General features: G+C 34.5%; 23 protein-coding genes. 9 read left to right on the top strand and 14 right to left on the bottom strand.

Translation table 11 applies throughout. From position 1 onward, the window contains the following. Nucleotides 1-36: 36 nt before the first annotated feature. Nucleotides 37-765, bottom strand: a complete 729-nt coding sequence (locus tag PPBDW_RS08715; protein WP_036794867.1) for an alpha/beta fold hydrolase — start codon at nt 763-765, stop codon at nt 37-39. 360 nt (nt 766-1,125) lie between these two features. Between PPBDW_RS08715 and PPBDW_RS08710 the strand changes: the two genes are divergently transcribed. After that, the gene (locus PPBDW_RS08710) at nt 1,126-1,914 is read left to right on the top strand and encodes a sialate O-acetylesterase (RefSeq protein WP_181950644.1); all 789 of its coding nucleotides are present in this window, start codon (nt 1,126-1,128) and stop codon (nt 1,912-1,914) included. A 339-nt stretch (nt 1,915-2,253) separates the two neighbouring features. Here PPBDW_RS08710 and PPBDW_RS08705 read toward each other — a convergent pair whose 3' ends face one another. Further along, entirely contained in the window at nt 2,254-3,198 is a 945-nt protein-coding gene (locus tag PPBDW_RS08705) for a DMT family transporter (protein ID WP_036794865.1), read from the bottom strand. A gap of 330 nt (nt 3,199-3,528) precedes the next feature. Between PPBDW_RS08705 and PPBDW_RS08700 the strand changes: the two genes are divergently transcribed. Further along, the gene (locus PPBDW_RS08700) at nt 3,529-3,978 is read left to right on the top strand and encodes a hypothetical protein (protein ID WP_036794864.1); all 450 of its coding nucleotides are present in this window, start codon (nt 3,529-3,531) and stop codon (nt 3,976-3,978) included. Nucleotides 3,979-4,043: 65 nt separating this feature from the next. Here the strand turns inward: PPBDW_RS08700 and PPBDW_RS08695 are convergent, their stop codons facing one another. After that, a complete protein-coding gene (locus PPBDW_RS08695) occupies nt 4,044-5,684 on the bottom strand; it encodes a SulP family inorganic anion transporter (RefSeq protein ID WP_054262034.1) in 1,641 nt (546 codons plus the stop codon). Between the two features lie 153 nt (nt 5,685-5,837). Beyond that, a complete protein-coding gene (locus PPBDW_RS08690; protein ID WP_054262033.1) occupies nt 5,838-7,049 on the bottom strand; it encodes an MFS transporter in 1,212 nt (403 codons plus the stop codon). 96 nt (nt 7,050-7,145) lie between these two features. Here PPBDW_RS08690 and PPBDW_RS08685 point away from each other — a divergent pair, with 96 nt between their 5' ends. After that, on the top strand, nt 7,146-8,084 hold the full coding sequence (locus PPBDW_RS08685) for a LysR family transcriptional regulator (RefSeq protein ID WP_036794863.1): 939 nt from the start codon (nt 7,146-7,148) through the stop codon (nt 8,082-8,084). A gap of 18 nt (nt 8,085-8,102) precedes the next feature. On the opposite strand, the gene PPBDW_RS08680 is transcribed toward PPBDW_RS08685, so the two are convergent. The 6 genes from PPBDW_RS08680 to PPBDW_RS08655 form a co-directional block, all read right to left on the bottom strand. After that, nucleotides 8,103-9,482 carry a sensor histidine kinase gene (locus PPBDW_RS08680; protein WP_036794862.1) on the bottom strand — a complete coding sequence of 460 codons (1,380 nt, stop codon included), beginning with the start codon at nt 9,480-9,482 and terminating at the stop codon, nt 8,103-8,105. Nucleotides 9,483-9,484: 2 nt separating this feature from the next. After that, nucleotides 9,485-10,162 carry a response regulator transcription factor gene (locus PPBDW_RS08675; RefSeq protein ID WP_036794859.1) on the bottom strand — a complete coding sequence of 226 codons (678 nt, stop codon included), beginning with the start codon at nt 10,160-10,162 and terminating at the stop codon, nt 9,485-9,487. A gap of 76 nt (nt 10,163-10,238) precedes the next feature. Further along, nucleotides 10,239-11,855 (bottom strand): phosphoethanolamine transferase, encoded by a 1,617-nt coding sequence (locus PPBDW_RS08670; protein WP_230850384.1) that lies wholly within the window; start codon nt 11,853-11,855, stop codon nt 10,239-10,241. Nucleotides 11,856-12,211: 356 nt separating this feature from the next. Continuing rightward, nucleotides 12,212-12,982, bottom strand: coding sequence for an EAL domain-containing protein (locus tag PPBDW_RS08665; RefSeq protein WP_036794857.1), 771 nt, complete (start codon nt 12,980-12,982; stop codon nt 12,212-12,214). 9 nt (nt 12,983-12,991) lie between these two features. Next, nucleotides 12,992-13,303 carry a helix-turn-helix transcriptional regulator gene (locus PPBDW_RS08660; RefSeq protein ID WP_036794855.1) on the bottom strand — a complete coding sequence of 104 codons (312 nt, stop codon included), beginning with the start codon at nt 13,301-13,303 and terminating at the stop codon, nt 12,992-12,994. Nucleotides 13,304-13,465: 162 nt separating this feature from the next. Next, nucleotides 13,466-13,786, bottom strand: a complete 321-nt coding sequence (locus PPBDW_RS08655) for a helix-turn-helix domain-containing protein (RefSeq protein ID WP_036794852.1) — start codon at nt 13,784-13,786, stop codon at nt 13,466-13,468. Nucleotides 13,787-14,212: 426 nt separating this feature from the next. On the opposite strand from PPBDW_RS08655, the gene PPBDW_RS08650 reads away from it, so the two are divergent. The 3 genes from PPBDW_RS08650 (at nt 14,213) to PPBDW_RS08640 (ending at nt 17,031) form a co-directional block, all read left to right on the top strand. Further along, nucleotides 14,213-14,752, top strand: a complete 540-nt coding sequence (locus PPBDW_RS08650) for a DUF3332 domain-containing protein (protein ID WP_036794849.1) — start codon at nt 14,213-14,215, stop codon at nt 14,750-14,752. A 353-nt stretch (nt 14,753-15,105) separates the two neighbouring features. After that, a complete protein-coding gene (locus PPBDW_RS08645) occupies nt 15,106-16,002 on the top strand; it encodes a fructose bisphosphate aldolase (protein WP_036794846.1) in 897 nt (298 codons plus the stop codon). A gap of 288 nt (nt 16,003-16,290) precedes the next feature. Next, nucleotides 16,291-17,031 carry a potassium channel family protein gene (locus tag PPBDW_RS08640; protein ID WP_036794844.1) on the top strand — a complete coding sequence of 247 codons (741 nt, stop codon included), beginning with the start codon at nt 16,291-16,293 and terminating at the stop codon, nt 17,029-17,031. A 63-nt stretch (nt 17,032-17,094) separates the two neighbouring features. On the opposite strand, the gene PPBDW_RS08635 is transcribed toward PPBDW_RS08640, so the two are convergent. The 3 genes from PPBDW_RS08635 to PPBDW_RS08625 form a co-directional block, all read right to left on the bottom strand. Next, a complete protein-coding gene (locus tag PPBDW_RS08635) occupies nt 17,095-18,258 on the bottom strand; it encodes a lysozyme inhibitor LprI family protein (RefSeq protein WP_036794842.1) in 1,164 nt (387 codons plus the stop codon). Between the two features lie 249 nt (nt 18,259-18,507). After that, on the bottom strand, nt 18,508-18,756 hold the full coding sequence (locus PPBDW_RS08630; RefSeq protein WP_036796391.1) for a hypothetical protein: 249 nt from the start codon (nt 18,754-18,756) through the stop codon (nt 18,508-18,510). A 132-nt stretch (nt 18,757-18,888) separates the two neighbouring features. Further along, nucleotides 18,889-19,371: a hypothetical protein gene (locus tag PPBDW_RS08625; protein ID WP_156312888.1), complete on the bottom strand. Its 483-nt coding sequence runs from the start codon at nt 19,369-19,371 to the stop codon at nt 18,889-18,891. Nucleotides 19,372-19,535: 164 nt separating this feature from the next. Between PPBDW_RS08625 and metC the strand changes: the two genes are divergently transcribed. After that, nucleotides 19,536-20,723, top strand: coding sequence for a cystathionine beta-lyase (metC, locus tag PPBDW_RS08620; protein WP_036794835.1), 1,188 nt, complete (start codon nt 19,536-19,538; stop codon nt 20,721-20,723). A gap of 514 nt (nt 20,724-21,237) precedes the next feature. Beyond that, the gene (gene gpmA, locus PPBDW_RS08615) at nt 21,238-21,930 is read left to right on the top strand and encodes a 2,3-diphosphoglycerate-dependent phosphoglycerate mutase (RefSeq protein WP_036794833.1); all 693 of its coding nucleotides are present in this window, start codon (nt 21,238-21,240) and stop codon (nt 21,928-21,930) included. 82 nt (nt 21,931-22,012) lie between these two features. Here gpmA and PPBDW_RS08610 read toward each other — a convergent pair whose 3' ends face one another. Then, nucleotides 22,013-23,479: a protein adenylyltransferase SelO gene (locus tag PPBDW_RS08610; RefSeq protein ID WP_036794831.1), complete on the bottom strand. Its 1,467-nt coding sequence runs from the start codon at nt 23,477-23,479 to the stop codon at nt 22,013-22,015. A gap of 408 nt (nt 23,480-23,887) precedes the next feature. Here PPBDW_RS08610 and cfa point away from each other — a divergent pair, with 408 nt between their 5' ends. Then, the gene (gene cfa / locus PPBDW_RS08605) at nt 23,888-25,030 is read left to right on the top strand and encodes a cyclopropane fatty acyl phospholipid synthase (RefSeq protein ID WP_036794830.1); all 1,143 of its coding nucleotides are present in this window, start codon (nt 23,888-23,890) and stop codon (nt 25,028-25,030) included. Nucleotides 25,031-25,058: the final 28 nt, after the last annotated feature.

The raw sequence follows: 25,058 nt of genomic DNA, 5'->3' as shown, positions 1-25,058 counted from the left end.
GTATATCGATATAGAGTTAATCTATTTATCTAGGTGTTACTTTATCCAAATCTTTTCTATCGTAGATAAAAGCCATGTAGGATTATCTAAAGCTATATCATGGCCATCAATTCTATTAGTAATTATCGGTATTTTCCATGCCTTAGGAATAGCCATGGTTGCATTATAACTCACTAATTGGTCGTGCTCTGATGCGATAAAATGTAAATCACATTCAGGACAAGATATTCGAAACTTATTAGCTGCATATAATTGCCTCCAGAAGTTACTGATTTTCATTGGATGTAATTTACTATAAGTAGCCCACTTATTTATGGTATTCAGATTTATTGGCTGGTTAGATACCATTTCATAAATTACTTTTTCTCTCTTAAATGAATCTGACGTTAGTGCTATCAGTATTTTTAGGTAATTTTTAGGCAGTAAACGTTCATAGAAAGGACTAAATTCTTTTGCCGTTGTATTTATGCAAATTAATGACGCAACTTCATTTGGATATAATTCCGCCCATTTTAGTCCTATCATTCCTCCCATAGAGACCGCTAGTATGTATACTTTGCAATTGCCTTTACGTTGTAGCCTGACACTTTCAACCATACCTTCAATTGTATTTGGAGATATTTTTGATGAAAGATAACCATTGCCAGGAATATCGACACAAGTGATAGTATGCTCTGGGAATGCCTTTTGAATGAGATTAGGAAAATCTCCCCAGTGGTGGCAACCTCGAAATAAACCTCTTAATAATATTATCTCATTTTCCATACTCTATAACTCCTTAGCTCTAAGTCCACAAGATATGGCTATAGCGATTTATTCCATAATTTGCTATCAATGTTGTACTCGTTTTCTAAAAACAAGAGTGCCAGATATCATCAGGTAGTATCTGTTTTTTATATGTATTAAAAAGTATCTCATAAGATAAAGTTTATCCACTTAAAATAATCGAACCTAAAATGAAAGTAAGTAAAATTAATAGAAAGAGAAGAGAAGTTAAATCTTGTAAGATTGAGGTAGATCTTTCGTTTATGTGATAGACGGCAACTTATGCGTATTAATGGCTATCTAATAGATTAACCTTGTAGTATGTATGGTTATTTAAAAATAACGATAGATAATAAACATATGAGTTCAGCTGTTGATTATATTGATCTATGGATAGTTGCAGGACAATCAAACACAGATGGTCGTATTGAACTATCAAAACAAAGGCCTAGTTGGTTACCATACTCGAATATCGTACCTAATGTTAAATGTTTCAATAGTTCTAACAATAGATTTGAATTGTGGAAATATTCAGATAGTTCAGTAGTCCTTAATAATAACGAAGATAAATGGGCTTATGATAGTACTGCTATATTTAAATATGCAAATTTAGTCAATAAAGAACAATATGTTATTAAACATTCATTAGGCGGTAGTTCAATCGGTTTAAATCCTCCTGCAGGTAATGGTCAATGGAATAGTAATTATCATTTAGTCACAAGATCTTTATTGCGAGAGTTAGAAGATAAATATCATTCTGCTATGAAGGTATTAAATCAAAAAAATAAAACAATTGTTCTAAGAGGAGTGTTATGGCATCAAGGTGAAAGTGATAGTAACAGTAAGGAAAATGAAAATGCTTACTATCATAATTTATCTTCGGTAATAAAAAAAATACGAGAATTTACTCATTGTAGTAATTTACCTTTTATTTTTGCAACTATACCTAAACAGTCTAAACAGTCTAAACAGTCTAAACAATTTAGTATGATAATTAATATGGCTCATTTTAAATTATCGAAAAAAAAATACTCCTACATCGTAGACTTACATGATGGAACTACATTTGATGGCATACACTTTGATGGCACTACTGCAGAAAGGTTAGGTAATGATATGCTAAAAATCATGGCAAGTATAAGATCGTAAGATAACAAGCTTATTTAGATCATTACCTTACATGTCTTAGTCAGCAAGAGTGTAAGTCTATTCCACAAGTTATTGTAGAGCATTTTTACGCTGATGAGTATAATACGAATGAGTGTACGTATTTAATTTATATAAGGTATAAAAAAGCTTCTTGTATCTTAAAATAATCTTATGAAATAGAAGGTGAGTCTTTCCCTCTACATGTTCGATTGAATATGTTAAATACTCCTATACATGTTTTCTTTTAGTTAGATTATGACGAGTTATGGAAATAGTTAGATATGTATCATTTGTTATTGATACATATCTAAGTGTTGAATAGTGCAATATTAATGATAATTAATTAGGTTGTTCAATCTGTTTATTTTGGGTTAATAAATGAGGTAATAATTGCATCACAGCAACAGATCCAACAATAACAATAATACCAATGATTGATAATGAACTTAGATGGTGTGCTTTGATAAGATTTGGCCACCATCCCATTGCAACAACAAAGGCTGTCGATGTAAAACTGATCACCGGTGCTACGGCAACGACTGCACTGACTTGAGCAGCAGGCCAGAAAACTAACGCTTTTGCTAATGCACTATAAGCGATTAATGTATTGAAGGCGCAAAATAGAGCAATACTCCAATCAAATCCCGTTAATGTTGTTAAGCGAGTAAAATCAGTCAATGGGGTGAGTAAAACCATACCAATTCCAAATACACACAGTAAAACGTTAGAGGTGGATAACTTAGCCATTAGTGATTTTTGTAGCAAGGTATAACATGCCCAAGATAGCGCTGAAAATTCAATAATGCCAACCCCAATTAACACTTTACTTCCTGTGTTGATATGGCCACTTATATTGGGATGGAAGAAGAGAATAATGCCGATAGCTAAAGTGAATAAACACGAAAGTTGAATGGCACTTAAGCGTTCTTTAAAAAACAATAGGCTGCCAAAGGCGAGAAAAAAGGGGGCGACTTGAAAATTTAGCTGTGCTTCTCCTGGCGATAAGTATTTTAATGTTAATACAAACGTAACATAGTTAAGCGTTAAAAAAACACCAGCAAATAAAAGTTTTATTGCCTCAATTTTTGTTATTTTTCTAAACTGGTTTAAATTATTAGAGGATAATTGAATTATAAAAATAATAATAAAAGCGATAAAAAAACGGAACCAACTGAGTGAAGTTGCATCAATGAATTCTTCAGAAAGTTTTAATGCAATAGGTAATATTCCCCAGAATAAAAGTGTAATACTACTGTAAAGTAGGCCAAGTTTATTGTTTTTCATGATAATTATTCTTTATGTAATGATATAAATCGTAAGCAATATAAATGAAGTATTAAAAGTATTGTATGACAAATATCAAACGATAAGTTGTTGAACTTATATCTATATTTATTTCATTTATCTATATATTTATAAAAAGAGGTTTTTGGTTTTAGATCTCGCTTTATAAGATTATGTTATAAAGAGGAGCTATGATTGTAAATATTATCCCATATATTTTATGTATGATGCTATCAACGCAGTTGGTATTGAGTATAATTGCGAGATAATTAAAACGTGTGCATGTGTTAGTTTAACATGATGTATATAAGTAGTATTTAAAGGGTCGTTATGTCTAAAAAATATGAGTCAATGGTTGGTGATTATTGCATCGTTGTGAACGCAATTGAGTGTTATGTATCATCTAAAATTGCAGATTTTGAGTATTGGGATGCAGAAGTCACTAAATTTTTTATTGATACTGAATCTGCAAGCTATATGTATGATTATGTTGAAGCCGCTAATATTTTGGATGTTTCAGAATTGCAAATGCAACATTTCTTAATCGTACATTGCTGTTTAGGCGATTATTTAGATGGGCTTATTGGTGATAAAGATCCAGAGGCTTGGGATATGAAAGATCAACAATTAGTCGTGGCTTACAGTGACAGTTCAGAAGATGTATTCCAGATCGCTGATATTTGTGGCCTTATGGCTAAAACTGAAGCTGTAGGTTGGACTTTTGAGGATTTAGTGAAAGCGGAAAAAGAATTACAACAACAAGCCAAGCATTTAGCATAACAATAATGAGATATGTGCCGTGATGTGGCACATATCTCGTAACCATTGAAATCAGCTAGCGTTAATTAGTGATGGGCGCTAATAGCAATTTCGATACTGTTGTATTCGGTTTTTTGACCTAACATCGTCAGCAGGTTAGTGGTTTCAACCAAACGTCGAAATCTTGGATGTTCAATATTAACAAAGACTAATGTGACGTTACGGTGCGTCAGTTTTTGACTTAATACCTCAATCTTATCAACGGCCGTTAAATCCATATCACTGATACTACTGGCATCAATAATGATCAAACGCAGCAGTGGGCGAGTATTGGCGAGTTGTAAAATACGTTCTTCAAAATATGAAAAGGTCGTAAAATATAACGGTGCTGAAAAGTGAAGCACAGCAACATCTTCTTCAGTTGATAAATTATCTTCTGGATTTAAACGAGAGCGGTGTCCCCAATGGTCGCAGTTAGGCTCACGGAACAGTTCTTCACAGTTTGGGCGAGTGATAATAAATACACTGTGTAGTAATGATAATAAAACGCCAAACATTACCCCAATATCAATTCGAAAAGTGACTATCATCAACATAGTCGCTAAACATAAGTAGAACTCTTGACGATTCTGTTGATAGATCCGCTTAATCTCAGTCCATTTGAAAATACTCAAGCCGACATACATTAAGATCCCCGCTAAGGTTGCTTTAGGGATCAAATGAAAAACGTTTTGAGCATAGAGTAATACCAGACAAATCACTGCTGCTGAAAATAGTGCTGCCCATTTTGAGTATGCTCCAGTTTGTTGAATTAACATGCTGCGGGGGGGACTAGCATTACCTGGAAAGCCACCAATTAAGCCTGATAAAACAGAACCTAAGCCGATACCTGCAAAGTCACGGTTAAAATTAGGGGTCGTATTACGGTCTTTAATGGTGTTAGAAACCGCCGATGTTTGGACAATACAAATCATTGCAATCAATAACGCTAATGGAAAAATAGTTAATGCTTGTTGCCACGGTAATCCAATAATTGCCCAATGCAGTTCAAACCCGGCAGGATTTGATAATGTTGGTATATGAATGTTGTTAGCATTTAAAGCCATTTCAATTGTTATGCTTACCGTCAAGGCAACCAGTGCCGCGGGGAAGCGTTTATATTGGCGACTAAACCAAAAGATAAAGGCAAATACGCCACCACCAATTAAGGTTGTGATGACGTTAAGCTGTCCTATATTTAGTACTAAATGATATAGGGCTTGAAATGGTGATGCCAAATCATGCGGTAAGCCTAAAATAGAAGGCAGTTGGCTGACAATAATATGAATTGATACGCCAGCTAAAAAGCCTAATGTTACCGGGTAAGACAGTAAATTGGCGACCCAACCGAGTTTAAAAATATAAACTGCTAATAAGATCCCCCCAACAAGTAATGCTAATAATGAGGCGAGTGCCATGTATTGCGCACTGAACAATGCAGCATAACCTGCAAGACTCACGGCAAAAATAGGTGCAATGGTTGAATCTGCCCCACAAGATAAATAACGATTGCTGCCAAAAAGGAAAAAACCAACACTGGATACAACAAAAACGTATAAACCATAAATAACGGGGAAGCCTGCTAAATGTGCTGTTGCCATTTGAGCGGGTAACGCAATGGCTGCGACGGATAATCCTGCAAAAATATCCTGACGCCACGCCATCACATTATGTACTTTACTATGCATTTGATCGTTCGCTTTAAGATGACGTTATAAATTACGAGCATAATCGCATTCTTTATACGAATATCAAAATGTTAATGCATAAAATAGGTTGTAACATCTTGAATAGTTACAAGATGGTGATGATGTTACAACCTTTTATTAATATAGAAAAAGCTAAGCTAACGCTATTGGTGTTGTTGATTTCATTCTAATCATTAATGCGATCAACGGAGCAACGATAGCGAGCACTAAAACGCCGTTCCATCCTACGTGCTGATAAAGGTAGCCACCCGCGGCAGATCCTATTGCCATACCAATAAACATAAACGTGAATAAAATTGAATTAAGGCGTCCTCTTGCTTCAGGTTTTAAACTATAAACAATCGTTTGGTGTGACACTAGTGTTGCGTTGATACCAAAGTCAAAAAGTATTACACATAAAACCAGCCATCCAATTTGAAGGTGTATAGTGAAGAGTGGAATAAATAGCATTGCGATAAATGATAAAATAACGATGCTAATACTGACTAAGAGTATTTTATGGGCGCCAATGCGATCTGATAATCCACCGATTAACGGTGCCGAGATAGCACCTGCTGCACCAGCTAAGCCGAAAGCGCCAGCAGTAGCGCTACCTAATCCATAATTATGCGACAAAAACAGTGCTAGGGTTGTCCAAAAGGCACTAAAGGCAATTGATACGAAACATTGAGCAATAACGGATTGTCTTAACTGTGGGAATTGTTGCCATAGCGGCTTTAATGAAGCCATTATTTGTTTATATGTCAGCGTGTTTTGGGATGGCATCGTAGGTAATGAAAACCAAAAATAGATAATTAATACCATGATAATTGAAGCGGCAAGTTGGAATATTATCTCCCAACCCCAAAATTGACCAATAATACCGCTAAATACGCGGGATAAGAGTATTCCTGATAATAACCCGGTCATTACAATACCGACTGATTTTCCTCTTTGATTAGGCGGTGATATTACTGTACTAGCAAGGACGATATCTTGCGCGGATGTAGCTAAAATTCCAACACACAAACTCGTTATTAATAAGATTGGAAAGGTAGAAGAAAGGCTGCAGAGCCACAGTGCACCACAAAGAAGAACTAATTTAGAAATGATCAGTTTTTTTCGATTAACCATGTCTCCCAAAGGTACGAGAAAAAAGATCCCGAGTGCATAACCGATTTGAGTGAGCATCGCAACGAGTCCTGCTTCGCTGACTTTTACTTGGAAGGCATGTGATAATAATCCGATGATAGGCTGGTTATAATACATGGCAGAGACACTAAATCCAGCACCGACAGATAAGCCAAAGAGTTGCTTAAGAGGTAATGTTTGCTGTTTAGTCAGTGTGTAAGCTTTAAAAGTCATCGTGTGTCCGTTTTCGGAAAAATATGAACGGAATATGCCTGAACGAATACCAATTTTATAGATGGCATAATCGTAATACTGTTATACACTCAGCGTATGAACATACAGACTCTAAAAAACCTCGACCGAATATTATTACTTAAAACATGGGTAAGAATTGTTGAAGCTGGAAGTTTAAGTGCTGCGGCTATCCAATTAAATACAACGCAACCGACGATCAGTCGACGCTTGAAATCATTGGAACAAATTCTTAATTGCAAGTTAATGCTGCGCACTACGCATCAATTAAAATTAACCGATGAAGGGGACAGTTGTTATCAGCAAGCTAAACAATTATTGGCGCAGTGGTTAATACTAGAAGATTCGGTAGTGAACGATACGGCTACCCTTAAAGGGCGATTGAGAGTAAGGGTACCTCATGCTTTTGGTCAGAAACAGTTAGTTAAGCCGTTAATAGAATACCTTACGATGTATCCAGAAATGCGTGTTGATTGGTTGTTGAATGATACCTTACCTGATTTTCTTTCAGATAATATAGATTGCGCTATTCATGTAGGCGCTGTTACAACTCCAAATGTAGTCGCTAAACTCATCGCGCATGTTCCTCGTATTGTGGTTGCTGCTCCTTCACTGATTGAGAAATACGAGAAAATTAACAATATTACTGAATTACAGCAATGGCCATGGATTACGATCAGTAGCTTTTATAATCATGAGCTAACGTTAAAGAATACCGCTTGCAACACAACCTCTATATTAGAATTAGATCCTATTTTATCGACGGATAACCTTTATTCTGCTGTTGAATGTGTCAAGGATGGTTTAGGGATCAGTACCGTCTCTTCATGGTTAGTTGAACCTTACTTACTAACAGGTCAACTTGTACATATTGCTGAAGGGTGGCAAGCTGATCCATTACCGATTTATTTGGTATATCCCTACTCAAATTATTACTCAAAAAGACTGCGATTATTTATGGAAATAATGACCGTAGGGATTCAAAGTATGGTAGAAATAGATCAAAAAATTTCATAATAACAATATGATGATTTGTTATTTAGGCATACGCACCATGACACTGAAATCGCCATTGACAGATTGCGTTATCGATAATCGATAGTTATTTATTTTACAAATGTTACTAACGATCGATAGCCCTAGACCATAGCGGCTATCGTTTGATCTTGAGCTGTCATATTGATACAACGGTTGGATTAACTTTTCGAGTTCAGTTGTTGAGTAGTGAATGGTCGCGATATTAACGACTTCGATACTGATTTGTTGTGTATTGTCTAAGACATTAATTTTAATATTATCATCGGGTAAGCTATAAAATAAGGCATTATCAATTAGGTTTGTTAAGATTGTTTTTAGACTAAATTCATCGGCAATAATTGCTGATTTAAGCTGGATATTTATTGTCATTCTGCTCGTAATATTAGAATATTTAAAGGCTAATCTTTGTTGAATTTCATCTAATAATACCATCATATAAAGCGGTTCTTTGTACAGCTCAATCGTTGACGATGTACGTTGAAGTAATAATAAATTTTCGACAATTATTCGCATTCTATTAGATATTTGCAAAATATCATCAGTAAATGTTTTAGCTAATCGCTCATCATCAGGAAAGCGCTGGTGGACTTCTGTTAGTGTAATCAGCTCGGCGATAGGGGTTTTTATTTCGTGGGCAATATCTGATGTGATGCGTTTTTCATTTTCAATACTATTACGATTAATGGCTAAGAAATTATTTAATTCGTTAATTATTAGATCAATTTCAGAGTAATGTTTATTGCCATCAAAAATAAAATGCTTATTTGAATCGTCATTATTGTTATTGAAGGTTTTAATTTGTTGGTTTAATGAATCTAAAGGCAGCAAGCCTTGGCTAACAATTTTTTTAGTCACAATTCGAATGATGACCATTGATAATAAAAAGCTGCCAATCAGCAAAAGATCTAATATCCCTGTTATACGATTAAGGCTTTTGGTTGAGGTTGCGACGGTGATATACATATAGTCACTTGATCCATCTTTGTTTCGATGAACATATGACGATAAAAGCGCTTGCCCTGGTGTATTATTTGGCATGGTTACTTGAACAAGCTGATGTGAGTTAGTTGCAATTTTAGTGTGGCGTAGGTTTAGTTCAGGGTAGGGGTGAAGATTGGCCGAACGTTTGATCGTTTGATTGTTTTTCCAGATTTGATAGAAATAATGGCTACTAGAATTATCAACAATGGGAGTGGCATCATCATGGAGCAGGACTTTTATCTGCTCCATTTTCTCTTTTAGTCCAGTTTTGAATTGTTGTTGAGCCCAATCATCAATACTAGTATCAATAAATGTATACACAATGATGATAAATAATCCAAAAATAGCGGAAATGGTATTAATTAAGTTTCTTTTTATTGAGCGTGCTTTAATCATTATTAACTCTCAATATAGTAGCCAAAACCACGTTTGTTTTTAAGTGGAAAAGTCGCTGTAATTGGATGGGACTTTATTTTTTTCCGTATAGTAGAAATATGCGCTTCAATGGTGTTTTTAGAAATATAATCGAAATTATTGGCAATATTATCGCTGATCATGGCTGTACTCATCACTTGATTCGGATGATTAAAGAGGTATTCAATAATTTTAAATTCATTAGGTGTGAGATCAATATCGATCGCTTCATAACGTAAACTCATCGTGTTTGAGTCTAAAATAAAGTTATTAATTGTTATGGTGTTGGTGAAATTATTAATAATACCGCGCCGAGAAATAGCAACAACTCTGGCGTGTAGTTCATCAAAAGAAAAAGGTTTAGTAAGGTAATCGTCTGCACCTTGGAGTAATCCATTAATACGATCTTGACGTTGGTTGTTGGCAGAAAGAATAATCACCCTTGTTTGTACGGTAGACTTTCTTAATTGTTTGAGTATATCCATGCCATCAATACCCGGCAGCATAAGATCTAAGATGATAATATCGTAAGGATTATGAAGAGCTAAGCTGAGTCCATCAGTTCCATTACTAGCCTCATCGGTTGTGATCCCTAAGTTATTGAACCCAACAACTAAACTACGGCGCAACGGTGAGGAATCTTCAATAATCAATAGTTTCATTATAAACTCAGCGTAAAAATGTATACTCATACAGAATGTATAAGTATACATTAAATCATAATGTTACCTTAGTCGTTTATGGTTTAACTCTACAACTCGCACTAATATCAAGTGCAGGGTTGATAACTTTAGATTGCACACCATAAAGGCCTAATAAGCTATGGAACAAATTATCTTGTGATAAATGACCAACGTCTTCTTTCGCTTTTAAGCAGCTAATATTAATACCTTTTTGCTGAGCATATTGAGTGGGGATCCATAATAGCCATGGCACATGTTTTTGTTCTTTCGGTGCAATAGGGTAAGGCGCGCCGTGAAGATAAAATCCATTTTCACCAAGTGATTCACCATGGTCGGACATATATAACATGGCGACATTGTATTTATTTTCATTTTCCTTCAATAGCTTAATGACTTGTTCGTCTACATAGTCAGTGTAGAGAATGGTATTGTCATAAACATTTTTGATTTCTTGGTCGGTACAATTTTCAATATCACTACGATTACAAGATGGTTTGAAGCGATCAAACTGTTTTGGATAACGTTGGAAATATGTCGGGCCGTGGCTACCGATAAGGTGTAAAACCAGCAATTTATTTTTATCATCTTTGTGTATAAAGGCTGCTGCTTTACTCAGCATTACGCCATCATAACAACTGGTGCCGTCACAATATTGGTTATGTTTTGATGTATCAGTTGTAACATAAGGCATTCTATCTGCAACGCCTTTTGAGCCACCATCATTGTCTATCCACAACACCTCTGCGCCTGCACGATGAATAATATCAACGGCGTTATCTTGACTATAAGCACGATCTTGATTGTAGTGAGCGCGAGTTAGGTTAGAGAACATACAAGGTACTGACAATGCCGTATACGTACCACACGACTGAACATTTTTAAATGAAATTATTCCTTCATTTTTAGTATAAGGATTGGTATCTCGATCATAACCGTTATAGGCATAATCATAGGTACGAGCCGTTTCACCTAGCACCATTACAAACAATGTTGGCTTGTGGTTTTTCGTAGAGGGTAATGTTGCATCTAAGCCTTGTTTTTTATAAGGCAAAGGTTTGTAGATGAATTCTTTGTATAAGTATTTACCACCGGCATAAACATGGCCTGGTATGATCATTCGGTTTAAATAATGGTTATTACGCCCAACGGCAGCATAACTTTTGTAGTTAGTTAGCGCGATAATAAGTAGGGCTGTGGTGGCAATACCAATAAGTATAATACGAGCGATGATTTCTTTAATAAATGATTCACGTTTAGTGATCTTAACGCAAGCAATCCAAATACTTGGTACTATACCAAATATCACAATATAGGTTATAGAATGCAAATTAACATATGACATTGCTTCATCAGAGCGTGTTTGGAAGATGCTTTCGATAACCGCATTATCAAATAAAGTGTGGTAATTGACTTCAGCAAAGAATGCCATTGATGACGTTATAACTAAAAAGATCATGATGGCTTTAAAAATATACGGCCAGCACAAACAGCTAAAAATAATGATAAAAGCGGCAATTAAAACAATGGGTGCAGTATAGGGAAAAAGTGGGTTTGATACTGTATGGCTTAACGAAAATATCTTTGCTAATGTCGGGAAATTAAAGCATAGAGTGAAATAAAGAGACAGCCATACAATAAAGCTGGTCATTTTTAAGTGAAAAATTTTGCGCATTGTTTATTCTTTATTAGTTAACGGATGACGCTATTATCTACAGCATAACTTAAGACTTACTTAAGATTATTCACTTGGTAGTATGAAAGAATAGTGCTGTGTTTACTAAAGAATGAAGTTAGTAGGATATCAAATGAAAGGTCTTAATTTTTATTATGGTACGTAATGATTTTATTTATACTTTATGCATAATCAAAAATATTAGGCAGTAGTTTTAGTATAAAAAGTTGTAAAATGAAGATATAAAAGATGCTTTTTGGGTATTAACACGTGTTATTGGATGCCATTATGGCTTACGGTGCTTTTTTGTTAAATTTTATGTATCAGTAGGTTAAAGCACCGTAATTGGTAAAATATTAGTTATTTTCGAAATCATTACTTGCTAGGGGAGTTGGTTGATACGGTTTAGCTCCTAAAGGGATCGGTTTAGAAAATAGGTATCCCTGATACATTTCTATATTTAGATTTGTTAATAACTTAAAAACACTTTCGGTTTCTACACCTTCGGCAATAATAGGCAAGTTAAAATATTGTATTAACGTTACCATTGCTTGTAATGACTTTAATTTAGACAAATTAGTATCAATATCACGTACAAAAAGTCTATCAATTTTTACGTAATCAAATGGGTGATCAAATAGTCGGTCATTAACATTTTTATCGCAGCCAAAATCATCTAGAGCAATTTTTATACCTTTCACTTTTAAATAATGTAAGGTCATTCTAAAATTATCTATATTTTCTAGATCATCATTTTCTAATATTTCAATAACAACATTGATAGATTGATTTAATGTTACCAGTAAATGGATGACTGGTGTCGTTAAACTATGGCTATAGATATTTATAGAAATAAATAATCCATTGTTATTATGAGGCTTAAAGTGATCGATTAGCTGTAATAAAATGCTACTGGTTAAGTTTTCAGATAGTCGCTGGTCATCTTTTATTATCGGTATAAACTCTAAGGGTAAACGGATTTCGTGGTCTGATACAATCCAACGAGAAAGCGCTTCGAAACCAACTAAGTTTTTGTTTGTATTGACTATTGGCTGTATGAAAGGTTGTATTTTCCCTGTTGAAATGGCATCGGTTATTTGTGTTTTTGTAATTTCAATGCTGTCCATATTGTACCATTAAGATAAATGATTATTTTTGTGTTTTTTTATTAGTGACTCTAATATTTCTAGGTAGTGATTTTTTTCTGCTTCTGTTTTTCCTCTTAATAAAAAGGCAATATGATCTAACTTACTTAGGTTATGTTCATTATAGAAAAAAGTTATTTTTTTATTAGTAATCAAAGAAATATTAAAGAGTAAGTCAGCACGTGGAATTCGTGTTCCATTTTCAATGTCAATATATGATTGTCTTGATATATTTAATAAATTAGACATTTCTAGTTGTGATATTTTTAACTCGGAACGGGCTTTTTTTATTTTGTCATGCATAAATTTTAAATGTCACCACCAGTTTTTAAATTGATTATTATAGATAATTCATTAATTTTTAAATTGTATATTTCTAGGAATTGTTCGATATCCGATAAGTCATTGTTCAATATTTTCTGTTGTATGAAATTGCGCATTATTTTTATAGACATTAACGTCTTTTTATAATGTATTTCTATCATAAATCTCGCTAATGGTATCAAGTTCGATCTTGTTGATTAATAATAATAAAACATCATCAGCATTGAGGTTATTGTCAGTGATGATGGTTTCTATTTTTTTTATATACTTATCCTCAGAATGATAAAAATAACTAACTTCCATTTCTGACAATAGAGATAGTTTTTTTATAATGTCTGCTTTAGGTGAAATCTGGCCTCGTTCAATTCTAACTAACGTACTTCTTGATATTCCTAAAGCAAGGGCCATATCGTTCTGCGATAGTTTTAATGAATACCTAAGTCTAAGTATTTTTATATTCATTTAAATATGCTGGGTAGGCAGATTGTTTAGGCATTCTACAATATGGTTATGTTTTTTTTAAATGAAATAATCAAAAACTTATGCTTTTGTATTAAAAATACGACACGGGGAAAAAACATAATCCACGAAGAGTAATGCTATTTGGGTATATTTTATTTCTTGTAAGGGATAGTTATTTATATTAACTAATAAGAGCTTTTTTGATTAAACAGTCGTTTTTGCTGACTTTTTATGCTACTGGTTTTGTTTGTACTTTTTAAATTGCATCATATGATAATAAACTCTCATTCTTTATCTTTATAAATATGACAACACTGTTTCAAATGAAACATTTACTATTACTTATTTGCTCGTAATGAATGTGGAAAAATTTATAATCCGCATGTTTTTGATCTCGTCAGATCATATGTTTGGAGTTAATTATAAATGAAAAAGCTTGCACTTAAAGCCGTAGCAATTGCAGTATTAACCACTTCATTAACGGGTTGTATTGGTCAAATGGGTGCGTCAAAGGTGGTAACTAAAGCCAATTTGTCTGCTGTTGATAACCGTTATGGTCGTGCGGGATTATATGTATTGCTGAGTCCTGTGTACGGCATTGCAGCAACAGCCGATTTATTTATCTTCAATTCAATTGAATTTTGGACTGGTAAAAACCCTATTACGGGCAAATCACCAGCAGTTGCTGACATGAAATTGAATACATTTTTGAATATCAACAGTATGTTAGATCGTTCATTAACCACAGTGCCATTAGCAAGTGTACAAAACAGTGATATTGAAGCGGCTACATTTAAACAGCTTGATGATAAGACGTTAGAAATGCAAGTGTCTCACCGTAGTGGGGCAATAACGCTATTACGTGGAGAGAAAGCAGGCGATGCTGTGAATTTTTATCTCGACGGTGAGTTTATTACTGCAGTTACTGTTGTAGAACTTGGCCAGTATGCTGATCTGCAAGCGTAGTAATGGTTTTGCTTTTTAAAAAATAAATATGTAAATCCTGAATCAATATATTGAGTTTTAAACCGTATATCTCATAGAGGTGTGCGGTTTTTTCATTTTAAACAATGTGTTATGTATTATTTTACTTAGGTGGGAATTTCGTAAAACTTACATTGTCCGCTTTTGGTTATTAATTGTCGAAAGAGCTATATTATGCTAGTAAGATACTAGATATAGTAGATAGCAAGTCAAGGGAATGAAAGAAAAACGAACTACATCTTGATAACTATAATTTTTTTTGTTTTTTGATTAATTAATACTACTCTTGTCTGAGCGAGTATGCAGAATTAACTAGAATCGCAGAGGGACAATTTATGACTACATTTAACACACAACAACTAGAAAAAATGCGCACTCAGGAAGGTTTTATCGCTGCACTAGATCAAAGTGGTGGTAGTACTCCTAAGGCTTTAAAAGCTTATGGTATCGAAGAAAGTGCCTATAGCAATGATGAGCAAATGTTTGATTTAGTGCATGCCATGCGTTCTCGTATTATTACTAGCCCTGCGTTTAGTGGCGATAAAGTTATCGGCGCTATTTTATTTGAAAACACGCTAGATCGCGAAATTGAAGGTAAACCTTCTTCACTTTATCTTTGGGAAGATAAGGGGGTATTACCTTTCCTTAAAGTAGACCAAGGTCTTGAAGATAAGGTGAATGGCGTTCAACTAATGAAGCCTATTGTTGGTCTTGAAGCTCTAGTTGTTAAAGCTAAGAGCAAAGATGTATTTGGTACCAAGATGCGCTCTGTTATTTGGGATGCAAATGAAGCTGGTATCAAAGCAGTTGTGGCTCAGCAGATCGAAGTCGCTAAAATGATTATTGCAGGTGGCTTAGTACCAATTATTGAGCCAGAAGTTAGCATTGATAGTCCAGAAAAAGCACAAGCAGAAGTTATTCTACGTCGTGAGTTAATGGCACAACTTGATCAACTTAATGATGATCAATTGGTGATGCTAAAATTAACATTGCCAGAGCAAGCTAATTTATACAGTGATTTAATTGCACATAAGAATGTTGTTAAAGTCGTTGCGTTATCAGGTGGTTTCCCGTTAATGCAAGCATGTGAAAAATTAGCAGCTAATAACGGTATCATTGCTAGTTTCTCTCGTGTATTGACTGATGATTTATTTGCTGACCAAGCTCAAGCAGATTTTGATACAGCATTAGCAAAAACAATTGAGCCAATTTATCAAGCATCTCGCTCATAAGTTGCTATGTTATTTGATAATAATAATGCGTATTTACTCATTTAAATATTGTTGAATATAGTCAAACGTTACAAAATAAAATAAAAATTGATGTAGGATATAATGTACATATTTTATTAAGTATGTATATTATGTCCTGCATCTTTTTGTGCTATAAATATAATTTATGACCTAATCATTACGATATTGATTTACTATGAGATCGATGAAACAGAAATACTTCATTAAATAATGATATGCTATGAAAAGTGGTAAGAATATATAATAACAGTAGTTATAGGAGTTACTTTGAGGTTTTTAAAAAAGCTATTTTTGAGTAATTGGAGTACTGAATTTAGATGTGTTAGACCAGCAATTACTATTCAAAATGATCATTTAAAAGCTGTTTGGAATGATGAAAAAGAGAATACATTTGGTATTGAGCGGCTATTTAAATTATTTCTAGTATTATCCTCTTATGTATTTCCAGGGTTATACCTTCGTCATATATCTGGTAAATTTGGTTTGTTACCTCGTAAAATTTGTTCAGAGGTTTATGTTATATTTAAATTGATAACACCAATTATTATTTTTAGATGTAACTCAGAAGATTCAATTTTTGCAATTATTCTTATTAGTTATCTCTTGCTTGAAACATTATTGTATTTACTGGGTGTTATTTTTCTTTCTGATATATATAGTCCTCCGATATCAAAAAAACGATCTTATTTAATGCTTGTTATTAACTATATAGAAGTGTGTTTGGGATTTGCCGTACTTTATAAAGCAACAGGCGGAGTAAGTGAATTAGTTTCTAATTTTGATGCTGTTTATTTTAGTTTTATAACTGCGACAACGATTGGTTATGGTCATATGGCTCCAATAGGACATGATGCTAAAGCATTAGCTATTATTCACTCTATGTACAATTTTATCTTTATTGGACTTGTTTTAAGTAACTTTGCTTTTAATATTACTTATAAAGATGGTACTTATCGAGTAAAAGAAAACAAAAATAAATCAGAAACGGTAGATCAAAAAAAAGAATAAATATAGCCCTCAAATATGAGGGCTAATGTCGCTTAGATACTATAAAAATGGAGACAATGAAAACTAAGGTAATGTTATTTTTTCTTCAGTCGTAGTACGTGAACTACAGTCAAGAGAATCTTCCATTCTTGGACATTTACCACCAAAACGATGGTGGGTTGTCGTGATAGTCATAGTGTGGTCTGCTGAATTTATCTCTTTAATCACGTAACTAGTATCTGTACGCTCTTTAGTCAGCAGTACCTTATCATTATTGATGTTTTTTATGACTAATTTGCCATTATTAGAACCGCCACCAGGTTGCGGATAATTAGGTAATAACGGCGAATTTTCCAAATAAGCGACACGTGTATTATTAGCATAGAAATGTGCATTAGCGGGTGCTAGATAATGTTGTGTTGATGTCGCAAGTTGCTGCTTGTTATTTTGAATAATAATATCATAGCCATAATTAATGCTGCCACCACCAGCACCTGCTGGCTCCATCATTGCTTTTAATATTAGATTGTTACCATTGGGACTAAATTTATAAGGAACAAAAATAGCACCACTATTTCCTGTTCTACTTGTTGGCGCTAATGTGCCGATAATATAAGGGTGTTGATTATTAGCATCAGAGGCAACAAGTTTTAACTGCCATTTATTACAGCGGTTATTTTTGAGTATACTGCATCCTGCAAAAGTTCTTATAACAGTATTACATTGTGGGTTAACTAAAGATTTAACATAAACATACTGACTTGGAATCAGTTGCATTATATTTTTCGTTGGCTTAATGCTGATTGTAGGGCATTGCTTAATATTACTTTTTACTGTATTGGCATATTGTCGTAATGAACTATTTACGCGTCGCCATTTTTTACTGACAGTTGCTAACGCTGTAACTTCATTTTTAATATCATACAGTTGACGTTGTAAGCTAATACGGATACAACCTTTCATATATTCTAATGTGGTACATTGTTTTTTTATTTGTTCATGCCATTGATTTTGAGTATTTGTTATAACAACATTATCGACAAGACTATGGGCTTTTTTTAATTGTGTATATTGTTGCTCAACCTGCTGATTCATTTTTGTTAATTCAGGAGATGCGCAAATTGTTTTTTCGATAGCGGACGTTAACTGACTGCATTTTTGTGGCTCAGCATTTACATTAGTACTGACTATGGCTGAGGATAAAGCAATAACGACAGATAATAATTTCGAGCGAGAAGAGAATGGCATGATAATGTCCTTCATATTTTTATCAGTTATGTTATTGGCGTTATTTTTCCGTATTACTAAAAATAATCAGTTAAATATTAGAACTGATAACAGTATTTATGTGTCATCTTGTGCGTTACCGCCTGATAGTAGTACATCAACTTATAAAATAGCAACCCATTGTTTATTGGTTTTTTTTATCGATCAAAAAAAGCGCCTGTTATTATTAGAGGCGCTTAGTGGTTTAATAGCTTTGTGTAATAACGTTAATTAATGACTACGGCGAGGGCCTTTACTGACTAATTCTTTACCGTTCTCAAACACATCATCGCTAATCCAACGTCCGTAAATCAGCTGATGTTGGTTATTAAAAACAGCGACAAAGTGACGACCATCAGCATTGTTAGTTGCCATACCGATACCTTCAACCCCTTGTAGACCAAGGCCACCACTTTCAATTGAAAGTAGAAACGCTTCTAGTTCTTCAAGACTATCGATAACACTTAGTTCATTATTAATCATGTTGTACTCTTTGAGTGATTACTTGTTGCAATAGTTCATTTTAAGTAAATTCTTCTAATTAGACTAGCCTAATTATGATAACGCTATCTATAAGCGTGGCTGATTAGCTATTTACCAGTGTAGATAAAATCATAATTGTTTAGATAATATTAATGCAGCGACAATAAGGCCATCTTGCTGTTGATGACTTCCGCCAATATAGGCATCAGCAATTGAGCTAGTATTGGTAGATAACCATAGGGTGCCATCTGATTTAATAATCGCATTGGCAACGGTACCGTGGTTATCCTGTAGCCAAATTTGGTTGTTATTTTTAAGGATAGCAAAAGGAGGCTGACTACTAATTTCATTCACCCATATTTTATTATTTTGAATAACAATTACCCCTTGGTTATTGCTCAACGCTTGAGTGATTTTATTTTTATTCATTTGGTGAAATATAATGAAATTAGGTGCTTGAGTATGGTTATTTGATAACCATATTTGGTTGTTTTTGATGACGGCATTGGGGGTGATATTTTTATGATTGCTATTTAGCCAGATATTACCCTCGGCGAAGGCATTGCTAGAAAATAGTATTAGGGTCAATATTGCGATGTATATTCTTTTCATTGGGCTATTACCGTATTAGAGGTATAGATAATATACAGTATTAGTAACGAATTGTGATATGCGAATAAGAATAATCAATAACTTTTGGTTGCTAGTTTGATGGGGATATTCATGCTATACAATGAATATTCAATAACATATGGGTGACACATTGAGGGAGTAACATGTCTAGTAATAAAATAAATACTCAACTGATTACTGCTGGAAGATCAAAGAAATTTGGTCAAGGTGCGGTAAACAGTGTTATTCAACGAGCATCATCATTAGTGTTCGATTCAGTTGCAGATAAAAAGCGAGCTACAGCCAATCGTGCCAATGGTGAATTGTTTTATGGTCGTCGCGGTACATTAACGCATTTCTCATTACAGCAAGCGATGGTTGAAATAGAAGGTGGGGCAGGGTGCTACCTTTATCCTTGTGGTGCAGCCGCGGTTGCTAACTCTATTTTAGCGTTTGTGGGCGCTGGTGATCATCTCTTAATGACTGGGGCGGCTTATGAGCCAACGCAAGAATTTTGCAATGTAGTGTTAAAAGGACTCAATGTTGACACAACGTATTATGATCCGTTGATTGGTGCTGATATTGCTGACAAAGTGCAACCTAATACAAAAGTTGTATTTTTAGAATCACCAAGTTCGATCACGATGGAAGTACAAGATATTCCTTCTATTGTTAAAGCAGTCAGAGCAATAAATCCAGAAGTAGTGATCATTGTTGATAATACTTGGGCTGCTGGGGTGCTATTTAAAGCGTTAGATCATGATGTGGATATTTCGGTTCAAGCAGGCACAAAATATATTGTCGGTCATTCTGATGCAATGTTAGGGACTGCTGTTGCAAATAGTCGCTGTTGGAATCAGTTGCAAGAGCGATCATATTTAATGGGGCAGATGGTTGATGCCGATACCGCTTATGTTGCTGCTAGAGGTTTACGTACGATGGGAATACGTTTAAAGCAACATCATGAAAGTAGTATCAAAATTGCTGAATGGTTAGCACAACACCCTCAAGTTGAACGCGTCAATCACCCTGCTTTACCTAGCTGTAAGGGGCATGAATTCTTTATGCGAGATTTTAGTGGGAGCTGTGGGCTATTTTCTTTTGTACTCAAAAAGCGTTTAGATAGCCAACAAATAGCTAACTTTCTCGATAACTTTAAACATTTTAGTATGGCTTATTCATGGGGAGGCTATGAGTCTCTTATTTTAGCTAATCAACCTGAAGAACTTAATCGTATTCGTCCTGCTGGTAAGGTTGATTTTAGCGGTACCTTGGTACGGGTTCATATTGGTTTAGAAGATTGTGATGATTTGTTAGATGATCTTGAACAAGGTCTATCACGGATTGCTTAATTTTATAAACGTCTTAACATTGGTGTGTTAAGACGTTTTATTGATTGGTTTTGGCTATTGCAATAATAGTTGTAAATATTACGTTACACATTATGTTTCCTTCTCGATTTAAAATTAAAAATATCATTACAATACAATAGGTTAATTTTAACTGAAAAATCAAGATATAACTTATAGACCTCTTTTTGTCTTAATTTGGGTATTTTGTGGCTTATATTATTTTATCAGTCAGTATTGCTATGAAAACAGGAGAGTGATATCTTTATTGACATAGGCAATAATGATTATCAATAAGATTAAGGTGTTTAAGAAACACGCTAATGATGCAATGTTCTTATTGAAGTATATAAATTATTGATAGCTAAAATTATCATTTCATATTTATTTGAGTATTAATTCTCAGTCACTTTTTTATTGGAATGATTATGAATAAAACTATTATTAATAAATTTATATATTTTCCTGAAATTTATTAGCGCCGTTCTAAATATCAAAATATAATATAGAGGTTGCTATGAAAAATACTCGAATTGTTTTAATCCGTCATGGTCAAAGTCAATGGAATAAAGAAAATCGCTTTACCGGCTGGGCAAACGTACCATTAACTGAGCAAGGCGAAACTGAAGCACACTCTGCAGGTCAAAAACTAAAAGAAAATAATTTCAATTTTGACTTTTGTTATACATCAATGCTGAATCGCGCTATTAAAACGCTTGCAATTGTACTTGAAGAACTTGATTTACTTTGGTTACCTGTTGATCACTGCTGGCAGTTAAATGAACGTCATTATGGTAATTTACAAGGTTTGAATAAAGCAGAAACAGCAGAAAAATTTGGTGATGATCAAGTATTCATTTGGCGTAGAAGCTATGATACGCCACCACCAGCTGTTGATACTTCAAGCCCTTATTATCCAGGTAATGATAAACGTTATGCGAATCTAACTGTTGATGAGTTACCTGTTGGCGAATCATTAAAAGATACTTATGAGCGTGTTATTCCATTCTGGAACGAAGAAATTGTACCTAAAATCAATAGTGGTGCAGATATTCTGATTGCAGCGCATGGTAATAGCTTACGTGCATTAATGAAGCATCTTAGTGATATCGCTGATGATGAAATAACTCAGGTGGAAATTCCTACTGGAGTACCGCTAGTCTATGAATTAGACAGCAATTTGAAAGCAATAAAATATTATTATTTATAAGAGTACTTAAGTACTTAAGAGTTAATGTCAAAGATAAAGCCTCAGTTAATACTGAGGCTTTTTTATATGAGAAAGAGAGTCGTTATGATGAACAACTGATCTCAAGATGTTTACCCCAATTCGGTGGTAATTGAGCTAATACTTCAGCGTCTTTATGCTCATCAAAAGGGTGCGCTAGAATGGTAATTAACTGTTCAATCAGCTGAAAATCACCTTGTTCTGCTTCTTCAATTGCTTGCTGTGCAAGGTAATTACGCAGAATATATTTTGGATTATGCTGTAGCATTATAGTTAAGCGTTGGCTGGTGTTAGGTTCGAGCAGCAATCGTTGTTGGTAACCTATTAACCATGTTTTAAGCCTTGAGGTGCATGAGAATAGTGAGGTAAATAGGTGCTCACTGTGGGGCAGTTCATCCATGGCTATATAGGATAATGTTCTAAAGAATAACGTGTAATCAACGTGATGTTGTTTCAGTAATTGAAATAGATCTGAAAATAATACGGTATCAGTATCGTCTGCAATGGTTAATCCCAATTTTTGGCGCATATTATGGCTATATTGCTGCTGTAGTTCGGTTTGATAATGTTCTAAACCATGATCTATATCGGTTTTATCAAGTAATGGCGTAAGAGCGTAACCTAAAGCTGATAAGTTCCATAAGGCGATTGCAGGTTGTTGGTCAAAGGCATAACGTCCAGAGTAATCTGAATGATTACAAATATAACTCGGTTCATAATCGTCAATAAATCCAAACGGCCCATAATCAAATGTTAGCCCTAAGATCGACATGTTATCGGTATTCATGACGCCATGTGCAAACCCAACGGCTTGCCAAGCCGCTATCATTGTTGCTGTCCGCTGACATATTTGTTTAAACATCGCGGCGTAAGGGGCGGCTTCTGTCAGTAATGCAGGAAAATGATGTTCAATGACATAGTCAGCTAATTGCTGTAATTCATCATGTTGGCCAGTATAAAAAAGGTACTCAAAATGGCCAAAGCGGATATGGCTTTCAGCAACGCGAATTAGCGTGGCAGCGGTTTCTATTTTTTCTCGTACAACAGGTGTTTGGCTGCCAATGATCGCTAATGCATGAGTTGTCGCTATACCGAGACCTTCCATGGCAGCACTCGCAAGATATTCACGAATAGAGGAGCGTAATACCGCTCGTCCATCTCCCATTCTTGAATAAGGCGTTTTACCTGAGCCTTTTAAATGCAAGTCCCACTTTTTACCATTACTGGTAAGTACTTCTCCTAGTAGTAGCCCTCGGCCATCACCAAGATCTGGATTATATTGTCCAAATTGATGACCACAATATTTCATCGCTAATGGCGACAATCCAGCTAAGGTTGCATTACCACTAAAGATATTGATAAAGCTTGGGTCTAGCGCAGTAGTGGAATCTAGCTCAAGTTTTTCGGCAACAAGTGGATTAAAATGTATAAGAAAAGGGTTATCTAAAGGTTGGGCTGCAACCTGAGTACCTAATGATGTAGGAAGGTCACTATAGCTATTAGCAAACGTCAGTGTTGAAAGTGTTTTCATGGGCATACCTATAGCCTAAAAAAGGTGCTATTTAAGCTTATCGAGTTATGACAAATAAACAAGGGATGAAAAGTAAGGTTATTAGACAAAGTAATTATTAATCAAACTATTTTAAAAGATAAAAAATAAAGCAATAGCTACCAATAAATATAAAACAGCCGTTATTCATAAACTATTCATAGAGTATGTTTTATAAAGAAAGAAAAATATTCATCTCAATTAATATATAGGATGTTATTTAACCTAATTAGGTTTTATTTTATTTGTTATATTTTCTTTTTTGTAAATTTAGATTTAAAATATGCATGTAATAATTTGTTAAATCTTATTTTTCAACAATTAAAGTTGTCGCTGGCCTTATTTAAAGGCAATTTGTCATACTTATTGGTCATATAAGGAATGATAACGATGACAAATGAAACTTTTTTCCAAAACCTATTATCTCATGCTGATGTAATTATTAATGGCTCTCGACCTTGGGATCTGCAAGTTCATGACGAACGTTTATATGAACGAGTATTAAAAGACGGTTCATTAGGCTTTGGCGAAAGTTATATGGATGGCTGGTGGAGTTGTGATGCGATTGATGAAATGATTAATCGTATATTACATGCTCGTATTGATGAAAAACTTGATTTGTCCGCTAAACTGGCAGTTGGCTTGAAAATTGGTGCATCAAAAGTAAAACATCTTTTTAATCGTCAGAGTATCGATAGAGTTACTAAGGATGTACCTTTCCATTATGATCTAGGTAATGATTTATTTGAATCAATGCTTGATAAACGCATGACATATACTTGTGGGTATTGGAGAGATGCAAATGATTTGGATAGTGCTCAAGAAGCAAAGCTTGATTTAGTTTGTCGTAAAATGGGATTAAAACCTGGAATGCGATTGCTAGATATTGGTTGTGGCTGGGGTAGCTTTATGATTTATGCCGCAGAGAATTATGGTGTAATTTGTGATGGCTTAACGCTTTCAAAAGAGCAAGCAGCATTAGGGCAACAGCGAGCAGATGATCTAAACCTTCCAGTGAAATTCATTTTACAAGATTATCGCTTACATAAACCAGAACAACCTTATGATCGCGTTGTGTCTATCGGTATGATGGAACATGTGGGTCCTGAGAATTATGAAGATTACTTCAAAGCAGCACATCGTTACCTTGCTGATGATGGTATCTTCTTATTACACACCATTGGTAGTCCAAACTCTAAAACAGAAACCGATGCGTGGATTAATAAATATATATTCCCTAATGGTGTCGTGCCATCAATGACGCAGATTGGTTCTGCGACAGAAGATTATTTTAATATTGAAGATGTGCAAAATATCGGTCCTGATTATGATAAAACCTTAGTTGCATGGAACGATAAATTTGAACAAAATTGGCCAAAAATATCAGAACGTTACGGTGAGAAATTTTATCGTATGTGGCGTTATTATTTATTATCGTGTGCTGGTGCATTCCGTTGCCGTGATTTGAATGTATGGCAATTTGGTTTGACGAAAAAAGGTGCTGAATTACCTTTGTGTGTACGTTCTAACTAAATAGAGTGCCATTAATAAAAATGCCCTC

Source organism: Photobacterium kishitanii (genome assembly GCF_000613045.3).
In the GTDB taxonomy this organism is placed as follows: domain Bacteria; phylum Pseudomonadota; class Gammaproteobacteria; order Enterobacterales; family Vibrionaceae; genus Photobacterium; species Photobacterium kishitanii.
This window is presented reverse-complemented; position numbering and strand designations above follow the sequence as displayed.